The sequence below is a fragment of the Yoonia sp. genome (genome assembly GCF_046498525.1).
Classification (GTDB): Bacteria; Pseudomonadota; Alphaproteobacteria; order Rhodobacterales; family Rhodobacteraceae; genus Yoonia.
The window spans coordinates 1-10,474 of record NZ_JAWOAN010000204.1 but is presented as its reverse complement, the minus strand read 5'-3'; the positions used below and the strand labels follow the sequence as shown (position 1 = coordinate 10,474).

Here is a 10,474-nt window from a genome sequence, read left to right as displayed (position 1 = left end):
ACATCGTTGCCGCAAATGAGAGCAGTGGGGCGCTCGGGCTGTGAGAACAACTGCCTTGCATCGCTCTTTGAATCCGAGATGCTGTAAAGCGTTTGCAGCATCCAGTCGTTCGGTACGACAATTCCGGCTGACTGCAATGTCGCAATGACGACATCGCGTCTGGCAAGCGCACGGTCGTTCCCGTTCGTCGGCGGAAACATGCATGCAATCTTCTTGTGGCCCAATGACAGCACATGTTCGGCGATCATCCTGCCAGCCAATTCATTGTCGGCGCCGATCACGGGGTAGCGCGAGTTTGTCGCATAATTCCACATCATCACGCAGGGGATATCTTGACTGTCAATCAGCTGAAAGACGGCCTCGTCATGATCCAACCCCGTCAGCACAATTCCGTCAACGCGGTGTTCAAGAAACTTGCGCAAGATCGCATACTCGCGTTGCAGGTCATACCCGTGCGAGGCCAACAGGATGGTAAAGCCCTGTGCGGCGACCGTATCGGAGAACGCCTGCACCACTTCTGCAAAGATGGCATGATCCAAAGTCGGGATCAAAACGCCAATGGTGCCGGACCGGATCCCATGGATGGTCTGGGCTGCGCGATTGCGGATATAGCCGGTGCGCCGCACGGCGGAATCAATCCTTTTGCGGGTGGCGGATTTGAGCAGTTCGGGATGATTGAAGTATCGCGATACCGTCGAGGGCGATACGCGCGCAGCTTTTGCGACAGTGAAAATATCAGCTTTTTTATTCTTTTTATCAGACATTTAACTGATGGTACCCAGCTAGCTTATGAAAACATTTGCAAAACTATTTTCATCGCTTAGCGTTAGAGTCAAGCTTAAGTTTGGGAGGAGTTGGGCGAGATGGAGTTCCTGTATTATATGGGCGATGTGTTCATCCCGATTAACTTCGGGTTGCTGTTGCTTGGGACCATTGGCGGTCTGATTCTGGGCGCAACGCCCGGGCTGTCTCCGACGATGGCGGTCGCCTTGCTAATCCCGTTCACGTTCAAGCTCGAACCGCAGCAGGGCCTGATCCTGTTGGGTGCGGCCTATACCTCGACGGTGGCGGGCGGGGCAGTCAGTGCGATCTTGCTCAAGATCCCCGGCGCGCCCGCCAATATCGCGACAACGCTTGACGGGCATACGATGGCAACAAAGGGGGAAGGAGCCAAGGCGCTGCAATTGTCCTTCATTGCTTCTGCCATCGGCGGTGTCTTCGGTGTCTTGCTCTTGATCTTCCTGACGCCGGTTCTGGCTCAGTGGGCGCTTGCCTTTGGCCCGTCGCATCTCTTTTGGCTGGCAATACTTGGCGTCACCGTGATCGGCACGCTCGATTCCAGCTCTGTCGTGAAGGGGCTGCTTTCCGGCTGCATCGGACTTTGGCTTGCCACGGTCGGGTTCGATGACATCATGGGTGCGCAACGGTTCATCTTCCATCCCGCAGTCAGCGGAGGCATCAACGTCATTCCTGCGCTTATCGGCCTCTTTGCGATCCCGCAGGTGATCACGATGTTCACCAAAGGCCGTGCCAGCGACGATTCCGAGATCATCACCGTAAAGAAGCATCCGATCCGCCTTGCTTTCGTGGAAGTGTTCAAGCGCAAGATGGCGCTTACCATCGGGACGTTGACCGGTTCCATTATCGGTCTGATCCCCGGCGTTGGTGGGCAGATCGCGGGGTTGGTTGCCTATGATCAGGCCAAGAAGTTCAGCAAAGAGAGCGAGAAGTTCGGCACAGGTCACAGTGAAGGTGTGATTGCTGCCGAAAGCGCCAACAATGCGATGGTCGGTCCGTCACTCGTCCCGCTCCTGACCCTGTCCATTCCCGGGTCGCCCACGGCGGCGGTTCTGTTGGGTGGTCTTTTGATCCACGGGATCTTTCCAGGTCCGGACTTGTTCATCAACTATCCGCAGGTTGCCTGGACCTTCATCGATTCCATGCTGATCGGCCAGATACTGATGTGCATCTTCGGGCTTTATATCGCCGGTTTGGCGGCAAGTGTCGCGCGGGTTCCACACGCAGTGATGGCTGCGATCGTTCTGGGGCTGGCGGTTTTCGGCAGCTACTCGGTTCAGAATTCCATGGGCGACGTCTACGTGATGGCAACCTTGGGCATTGCGATGTACTTTCTCGAGCGCTTCGGCTTCTCTGCAGCCCCACTTGTCCTCGGCTTGATCCTTGGTCCCATCGCCGAAGCGAATTTCACTCAGGGTTCGATGATTGCGAATGCGACTGTCGGAACCGGCACCTACTTTTTCACGGGATGGTTGAACTGGTTCCTGATCCTGATCGTTCTGGCGTCGGTCAGCTACTCGGTCTGGATGGAAATCACGTCCCGCCGCTATATCACCAAAGACGACGCCGTCGCCAAGGAGGAGGCGCTGTCATGACTGATCTGCCACGTAACCAACACATCATCGCCTCTGGTCTGATCGCTGCGATCGGGGTGAGCATCGCCTACATCAGCTTTACGCAAGAGCCGGCGCAGGCCTTTGTCTTCCCCCGCCTTATTTCGTCGGTCTTTGCCGTTTTGGCGGTTTGGACCTTTATCAAAGCCCTTTTGGGACGCACCAAGGTGGGCAATGGGATCAGTGGGCAGGCGATGCGCAATATGCTGCCCGGTTTGATCGTCGCAATCATCTATGCCTACTGGGCAGCCAAGGCACTGGGGTTTTACACGGCAACCGCAATCGCCTTTTTTCTGCTGCTTTCACTATATGATCCGGCACCACATTCAGAGTGGAAAAGCTGGGTCAAACGGATTCTGATTACCGCCGGATTCATGGCGGTCATGTACGGTCTTTTCGCGCAACTGCTGAATGTCTTTACACCGCGAGAGATCTTTTTCTGAACCGCTCACGCGGCAGATACCAACCCGAGGGAGGAAACTATGAAAAATTGGATCGCAGGGGCCGCGCTGGCCTTAGCCACAATGACAGGAACCGCCTACGCAGAAGGCCATGGCGATTATCCGGAGCGGCCGATCATGATGATGGTCAGCTATGGTGCCGGTGGCGCCACCGACTTTCAGGCGCGCATTGTCACGATGACCGCAGGAAACGAAGACGCGCTGGGCATGCCGGTCGCTATCTTGAACCGGCCGGGCGCGGGGGGGCGTGTCGGTTGGAACTGGCTGGCGTCAGAGGCGGATGCCGATGGGTATACGCTTGGTGCGTACAACGTCCCGCACTTCATCGCGCAGTCGATCGAAGGTGGCGTTTCCTATACCGCTGACAGCTTTGAGCCAATTGCGAACTGGGGTGCGGACCCTGCTGTATTCGTTGTTGGTGCCGACAGCGCATTCGACACAATGGAAGACGTCGTAAACTACGCCAAGGAAAACCCGGGTGGTTTGACATTCTCTGGCGCTGGTCTGTACGTGGGGCACCACATCGCCGCATTGCAGCTTGAAAAGGCGGCAGGCGTGAAACTGGCCTACATTCCGAACAACGCCGGTGGCGCAGGCGCGATGCGCGCAGTCATCGCAGGCGAGGTGCTGGGCGGCGTGAACAACCTGTCCGATGCCTACCGTGCACAGGCCGCAGGAAATGTGAAAATCCTTGGTGTCTTCGATCTGGAGCGCAACGAGGAATTCCTGCCGGATGTGCCGACGATGATCGAGCAGGGCTATGACATCGACAACGCCTCGGTGAACTTCCGTGGTGTGATGGTGCCAAAAGGTACGCCACAAGCGGTGATCGACCACCTTGCCGCGACGGTTCCGGCAATGTTCGAGAATGGCAGTGTGCAAAGCAGGATGGCTGCAGGCGGGTCGCCAATGCACATCATGACACGCGACGAAGTGCTTGAAATGTGGGCTGCCCGTCAGGCAACCCTCGAAGAGCTTCTGGCCGGTCTCTAAAGCAAACGCGCAGCGCCCGACCAAGGGCGCTGCGCATACCAAACAGGAACAAACACATGAACACAGTTGATCCCATCGCAGAGGTAGAAGCCATCGTTGCGCGCGCACGTGCAGCACAAAACGCTTTCGAGCGTGATGGATCACAACTGGCCTATGACCGCGCGGCACAGGCGGCAGCATGGGCGATCATGGAGCCTTCGCGAAATCGGCACCTCGCCGAACTTTCGGTCGAGACAACCGGCCTTGGCAATGTCCCCGACAAGATCACAAAGAACCATCGCAAGACGCTGGGCCTGATGCGTGACATTCAACATGCGCAGACTTACGGCATCCTCAGCGATGATCCTGCGACCGGCATCACTGAAATCGCCCGCCCCATGGGCGTCATAGGTGCGGTGGTGCCTTCCACCAACCCGGGCGCGACACCGGCGAACAACATCATCAATGCGCTCAAGTGCGGCAATGCGATTGTCGTGTCCCCATCGCCAAAGGGGGTGCCGACGTGCGAAGTGCTCTTGAGCTATATTTACGCCGAATTCGACAAGCTGGGGATCGACCGCGATCTGGTCCAGATAATTCCGGGACGCGGGTCCAAGGAAAAGACACAGCGCCTGTTGGAGATCGCTGATCTGATCGTCGTGACCGGCAGCCAGAACAACGTCAAACGGGCCTATACATCCGGCACACCGGCACTGGCTGTCGGCGCAGGAAATGTCGCCGTGATCGTCGATGAAACGGCAGATCTAGCAGCGGCTGCGGAAAAAATCAAAGCGTCCAAGACCTTTGACAATGCAACCTCCTGTTCATCCGAGAACGCCGCCGTGGTCGTGGATGACATCTATGATGCCTTCGTGACCGAGATGGCGCGCACCGGCGGTGCCTTGATAGGCGATGATAGCAAGATCATGTCGAAACTTTGGGTGAAGGGTCACCTCAATCCACAAGCTATCGCGCAGGACGCCGACAAGATGATTGCGGCGCTGGGGCTGACCGACGAAGTGCCTGCCGACACCGCATATATTGCCGTCGAAACGTCAGGGATCGGGCCTGAACATCCGCTTTCAGGTGAAAAGCTCAGCCGCGTGCTGTCTGTTTACCGGGCCAAGGATTTTGACGACGCCGTGCGCATCACCCGTGAACTTCAGTTGCATCAGGGGGCGGGACATTCCGTCGGCCTGCATACCCATTCCCAAGACCGGCCACTCACCTTAGCCAGGGCCATCCCCACGAGCCGCATCATCGTCAATCAGCCGCATACCTTCGCCGCCGGCGGATCGTTCACGAACGGCATGCCTTTCTCGTTGTCGATGGGGTGCGGGTCGTGGGGCGGCAACTCGATCGATACCAACCTGCATTGGCGTCATTTCATGCAAACGACCAAAATCGTGCGTGAAATTCCGGCCAATGAACCCGCTGTCGAAGATATCTTTGGCGATTATTGGAGCGAGGCCGGTCAATGATCTTTGATGAAGTCACACCGCCAGAGGGCACTGTCGGGGATTGGTTGGATGCCCGTGCCGAAAGTCATGATGTCGCGGTCGTCTTTCCTGAAACAGATGAAAGCCTCAGCTGGCGCAGTTTGCGCGACACAGCGCGCGAAATGGCACAGGGGTTGGTTGCCCTGGGGATTGCGCAAGACGAAAGCGTCGCGATCGTGCATCCCAACGGACGTGCGGGCGTGCTCGCGCTTTATGCGGCACTCTACGGTGGTTTTCGGGTGACCATGATCAACCTGGCGGCAGGGCCGGACGCGATTGCCTATGCCCTTGATCATAGTGAAGCACGGTATGCCTTTGTTCACGACAGTCAAAAGGATGCAATCACGCAGATCGCTCCTGCAAGATTGACGATCATCGAAAAGGAGATGCTGGAAAAACGCGCGGACATTCCTGCATTTGGCGCAAGCCAGCATGCCTTGTTGATGTATACTTCTGGCACAACGGGTCAGCCAAAAGGGGTGGTGCACAGTCATGCAAGCCTCTTGGCGGGGGGATGGACGACAGCGATCGCACATAAGCTTTCACCAAATGATCGCGGGTTCTGTGTTCTGCCGATCTACCATATCAACGGGCTCTGTGTGACGATGATGGGCGCGCTTGTCTCCGGTGGTTCGCTTGCGATGAGCGGCAAGTTCTCTGCCAGCAAATTCTGGGATCAGGCCGAAACCGCAAAGGTGACGTGGTTCTCGGTTGTCCCCACGATCATCAGTCACCTGCTGCATAATGAAGCCGACCCAAGCCCCGAAGTCTGTGAACGGCTCAGGTTTGGGCGTTCAGCATCCTCTGCGCTCGCGGTCGAAACGCAAGCGGCCTTTGAAGAACGCTTCAAGGTGCCGATTGTGGAAACGATGGGCCTGACGGAAACAGCCGCGCAGATATTGTCAAACCCGTTGCCGCCCGGTGTGCGAAAGATTGGCTCGCCCGGGATCGCCTATGGCAACGCGGTTTGCATCCTCACATCAGACCAGAAACCGGCACCTGCGATGCAAGAAGGCGAGATTGCGGTCCGTGGCCCAAATGTCATGATTGAATACCTGCATAACCCTGACGCAACCGCCGCGACCTTTGCCGGAGAATGGCTGCGGACCGGCGACTTGGGCCATATCGACCAAGACGGCTATGTCTTCGTGACAGGGCGATTGAAAGAGCTGATCATCAAAGGGGGCGAAAACATCGCACCACGTGAAATCGACGAGGTGCTGTATTCAGAGCCGGATATCATCGAAGCTGCCGCATTCGCCCGACCGTGCAAAAGCTATGGTGAAACCGTCGAGGCGGCGGTAAGCGTAAAGCCGGGATCGCAACTGTCAGAGGCGGCATTGATCGCACTTTGCCATCAACGTCTTGGTAAATTCAAGTCGCCGGACTGCATACACTTCCTCAGTGAATTGCCGAAAGGTCCATCCGGAAAGATTCAGCGCCTGAAGTTGGCTGGCTTGGTCTGAAGCCTGCGCCGAATATCAGCAGCCTGCCAAAACTGTTTTGGTCGACTGATGCAAAATTCCGTGTCTGCTTTGTTGCTTGTTACCTTATCTGGGCACATGCTGTTCATTGTCCGGGCGGATTTGCAGATTCAGAGCGTCGCGGATTTCATGCGCGCCCCATGTGGCGAGCGTAACTACGGCGATAAGGATTGCAACCCGCAAGAAAAGGGCGCTTGGGCTCAAACCTTTCGGGGTCATTCACCCTACCTCAGCCGGAGATGTTGCCTTCGGCTGCAGGAGGTACGTACGGACATGCCTGTTGCCGCAATCGCGATCTGGTTGGTCCAATACCAGCGCCGGGTCGTCCAGGTCGCGTCGAGGGCGACCTCGTCGCCATCAACCTTGCCATACCAGACCACGGTATGCGGTGCGTCAGAACACTCTGTGCGCGCGGTGAAGTAAATGACACCGTCGATCACCTTCGTTTCGTAGTCACATCAGCCGAAATTGCAGTAGTTCTCGCAGTCGACCGACTGAAAGGTCCCGTCACGGAAGATGATCAAGTCTTCAAGAACGGCCCCGCTTGCCAACATCCGTTCCAGTGATATCGAACGACCGACCGTCAAGCGCGCCCCCAGATGTCCACGCGCCCTCTGCTACGACCAAGTCCGGGATGCTTCGTTCACCACCGTTATCGTCGCGGCACCGGTTCCGAGCGTCGCCAAGGCAATCGCAGCGACTTGCATGATCTGGGGCATGCTCTTCTCCGAAATTTGTTTTTTGGAAATGAGCGTGGCAACAGCCCAAATTTAGTCCATCGGGCCGCCGCGACTAAAGAAAAACTTACGTGTCGACCCCCCGCCATCAGCACGCGGAATGTCGCACCGACGCAGCAACCGCCATCCGGCTGGCAGAATGGGGCAAGCGCCACATCGAGCGGATCGTCGCCGCTGGTTTTCGCGGCTTTGAAGGCGACATCCCGACGCCAAGATCGTCCGCCACCTGCTTACGCGTTAGCCCGCTGGTCAGTGCGATACGCACCGCATCCCTGCGGAATTCGTCCGTCCGTTTCAGTCCCTTAGTCAGTCTCCTTTGTTGCAGTAAATGCTATCAAAGGAGCGGCATCAAACCGTGACAGGTCCACTCGGACTATCTCATCAAGTCAGGTGTCCCCGCAGTCTGGTCTGAACAGCGCGCGCAGTTCGCCCGGTTGTAAGCTAGCACCTCCAACACTTCACCAAACGCGTACCGCCGAAATCGCAAACAGAGACTGCGGGCCGAAACTGGCGAGTTTTGTGCTCACGTTCGCGTCTCTGTCGGAAACCGCTCGCAGGAACGGCCCATAAACACGCCAGAAAACGGCTGCAAGCTCTCGGGGTTATAAATCGGAGGAATGGCTGGCTGTGCAGGCAGTTTCGAGCTATCCAGTCTGCTCCAAATTTCCCTGCAAACAGGGAAAATAACAGGGAACCCCCTCCATTTTGGGGGAATTTGCAGTTATTACCCTAAAATTACCCAATGCCTTCAACTGCTTGCGGCGTAATTCCCTAGATTCAGAAACAGGGAACTTTTCGACACTGAACAGGGTTCTTTATTGCGAAAAGCAGGGAAATATATAGGTGCACATCAGAAGCTGGACACACCGAGTATCCAGCTTCTCAGGTACGATTTCAGCCCGCTCGGTCGATCAACCGACGTTGTCGGTTTGATCGTCGCTACCAAGTTGGCGCACCGCATACAGCAGATCTGCAATAGCCTCTTCAGCCGTGGCTAGCTTGATCGCCACCATCAGATCCTCGCGCCCTGCCATCGCCAGAAACGTACACAGCACCTCGTCAGAGTGTCTAGCCAGTGCAATCAGGTGCGTACCACTGGGACCATATGAGCCTGAGAGCCAGTTCTTCACAGTCTTCTCGTTGGCACCCGTCCAGGCCGCCACGGTCTTCACACTGGCCCGGCTACCGCCGAGCGATCGCTTCAACGCCGATGCGATTTCTTCGACAAAGCATCGGTTCGTCTGATGACCGCCTTTCCTAATATATCCGTTTTCTTTTGGAAAGAACTTGCCCTTTTTCGGAAACGACATTCCACACTCCTTCGCTTTACATAGATGCGAAGAATTCAACAGTTGGTTCCGACAAGAGCGATGAATTTGCTCGGAATAATGAGGAGATACGCATTTGACTGATCGATCGGTGACCCATTCCGATAAAAGTGACGTGCCGCCTGAAACAGATGTGCCGGCCGTCGCCTATGTGCGGATGTCGACCGATCACCAGAAATACTCGACCGAGAACCAGCTCGACACCATTCGTAATTACGCCACCGCCCGGGGACTGCAGATCCTGCGCATCTTCGAGGACTCCGGTCGGTCCGGGTTGCGGTTGGACGGCCGCGACGCGCTGCAGAACCTGATGGCAGAGGTCCGAACCGGTCAGGCGGATTTCAAGGCCATTCTGGTCTATGACGTCAGCCGCTGGGGCCGGTTTCAGGATGCTGATGAAGGGGCGTATCACGAGCATGTCTGCTCTCGTGCTGGAATTCGCGTCCACTATTGTGGTGAGCAATTCGAAAACGACGGCAGCATCGGCTCTAACCTTCTGAAGACCGTCAAGCGGGTCATGGCGGGCGAATACAGCCGGGAGCTTTCTGTGAAGGTATTCGCCGGGCAATGCCGTCTGGTGGAGCTTGGCTTTCGCCAAGGCGGAGCGGCTGGGTACGGCCTGCGCCGGGTGCTGATCGACGATCACGGCAACCCGAAGGGCGAATTGTCCCGCGGCGAACAGAAGAGCCTTCAGACCGATCGTGTCGTTCTCGTTCCGGGCCCTGAGCAGGAACAGGATGTCGTGCGCCGCATGTACCGAATATTCGTTGAGGATGGCCGCTCGGAACGCGATATTGCGGAAACCCTGAATGCCGAGGGGCATCTGACCGATCTAGAGCGACCGTGGTCCCGAGCATCGGTGCACCAGGTCCTGACAAACGAAAAATACATCGGCAACAACGTCTACAACAAGGTGTCGTTCAAGCTGAAGCATAAGCGAGTGGTGAACCCACGCGAAATGTGGATCCGGGCAGAGGGCGCATATCCCGCCATTGTGGACGAGGCGCTGTTTCTGCGCGCGCGCGAAATCGTCGACGCGCGCAGCCAGCATTTCACAGATGCCGAACTGCTCGAAGCCCTGCGCGCCGTGCTGAAACAGAAAGGCGTGCTGTCGGGACTGATCATCGATGAACAGGACAACCTGCCGTCGTCCAGCGCCTTCCGGAACCGCTTCGGCAGCTTGCTGCGCGCCTACCAGATGATCGGCTACGAGCCAGAGCGCGACTATCGCTATGTCGAGATCAACCGAGCCTTGCGGCAGGCCCACCCCGGCATCGTGGCCAAGATCCTTGACGGTATCAACGAACGCGGCGGCCAGGCTGTCCAAGATCAAGACACCGACCTGATCCGCATCAATGATGAGTTCACGGCGTCGGTGGTGTTGGCCCGGTGTTTCGAGACGCAGGGCGGTTCCCTGCGATGGCGCATCCGTCTCGACACTGGCCTGGTGCCGGACATCACGATTGCCGTGCGCATGGACGAATTGAACAGCGGCCCACGCGATTATTACCTGTTGCCGAGCATCGACATGACCATGGCCAGGCTGAGGTTGGCCGAGCAGAACGGGCTGTCGCTGGACGCC

At 57.0% G+C, this 10,474-nt stretch carries 8 protein-coding genes; 6 read left to right on the top strand and 2 right to left on the bottom strand.

The window, feature by feature from the left end; genetic code table 11:
• A partial coding sequence (locus R6T97_RS12785; protein WP_410349684.1) for a substrate-binding domain-containing protein occupies positions 1 to 764 on the bottom strand: 764 nt, incomplete at its 3' end.
• A gap of 99 nt (positions 765 to 863) precedes the next feature.
• Between R6T97_RS12785 and R6T97_RS12780 the strand changes: the two genes are divergently transcribed.
• Genes R6T97_RS12780 through R6T97_RS12760 form a run of 5 tightly spaced genes read left to right on the top strand, consistent with a single transcriptional unit; the run spans position 864 to position 6,809 of the window.
• Complete coding sequence (locus R6T97_RS12780; RefSeq protein WP_410349683.1) at positions 864 to 2,393, top strand: tripartite tricarboxylate transporter permease; 1,530 nt, start codon at positions 864 to 866, stop codon at positions 2,391 to 2,393.
• Positions 2,390 to 2,854 carry a tripartite tricarboxylate transporter TctB family protein gene (locus R6T97_RS12775; RefSeq protein WP_410349682.1) on the top strand — a complete coding sequence of 155 codons (465 nt, stop codon included), beginning with the start codon at positions 2,390 to 2,392 and terminating at the stop codon, positions 2,852 to 2,854. The genes R6T97_RS12780 and R6T97_RS12775 overlap by 4 nt, the downstream gene beginning before the upstream one ends.
• A 39-nt stretch (positions 2,855 to 2,893) precedes the next feature.
• Entirely contained in the window at positions 2,894 to 3,865 is a 972-nt protein-coding gene (locus R6T97_RS12770) for a tripartite tricarboxylate transporter substrate binding protein (protein ID WP_410349681.1), read from the top strand.
• Between the two features lie 56 nt (positions 3,866 to 3,921).
• Positions 3,922 to 5,325, top strand: coding sequence for an acylating sulfoacetaldehyde dehydrogenase (sauS, locus tag R6T97_RS12765; RefSeq protein ID WP_410349680.1), 1,404 nt, complete (start codon positions 3,922 to 3,924; stop codon positions 5,323 to 5,325).
• Positions 5,322 to 6,809: a class I adenylate-forming enzyme family protein gene (locus R6T97_RS12760; protein WP_410349679.1), complete on the top strand. Its 1,488-nt coding sequence runs from the start codon at positions 5,322 to 5,324 to the stop codon at positions 6,807 to 6,809. Before sauS ends, R6T97_RS12760 begins: the two co-directional genes overlap by 4 nt.
• Positions 6,810 to 8,475: 1,666 nt before the next feature.
• On the opposite strand, the gene R6T97_RS12755 is transcribed toward R6T97_RS12760, so the two are convergent.
• Positions 8,476 to 8,874, bottom strand: coding sequence for a transposase family protein (locus R6T97_RS12755; protein WP_410349678.1), 399 nt, complete (start codon positions 8,872 to 8,874; stop codon positions 8,476 to 8,478).
• Positions 8,875 to 9,025: 151 nt separating this feature from the next.
• Between R6T97_RS12755 and R6T97_RS12750 the strand changes: the two genes are divergently transcribed.
• A partial coding sequence (locus R6T97_RS12750; RefSeq protein WP_410349685.1) for a recombinase family protein occupies positions 9,026 to 10,474 on the top strand: 1,449 nt, incomplete at its 3' end.

Coding starts and splice junctions, on each gene's coding strand:
- R6T97_RS12755 (WP_410349678.1), bottom strand. CDS start 8,874: ATGTCGTTTCCGAAAAAGGGCAAGTTCTTTCCAAAAGAAAACGGATAT.
- sauS (WP_410349680.1), top strand. CDS start 3,922: ATGAACACAGTTGATCCCATCGCAGAGGTAGAAGCCATCGTTGCGCGC.
- R6T97_RS12775 (WP_410349682.1), top strand. CDS start 2,390: ATGACTGATCTGCCACGTAACCAACACATCATCGCCTCTGGTCTGATC.
- R6T97_RS12780 (WP_410349683.1), top strand. CDS start 864: ATGGAGTTCCTGTATTATATGGGCGATGTGTTCATCCCGATTAACTTC.
- R6T97_RS12760 (WP_410349679.1), top strand. CDS start 5,322: ATGATCTTTGATGAAGTCACACCGCCAGAGGGCACTGTCGGGGATTGG.
- R6T97_RS12770 (WP_410349681.1), top strand. CDS start 2,894: ATGAAAAATTGGATCGCAGGGGCCGCGCTGGCCTTAGCCACAATGACA.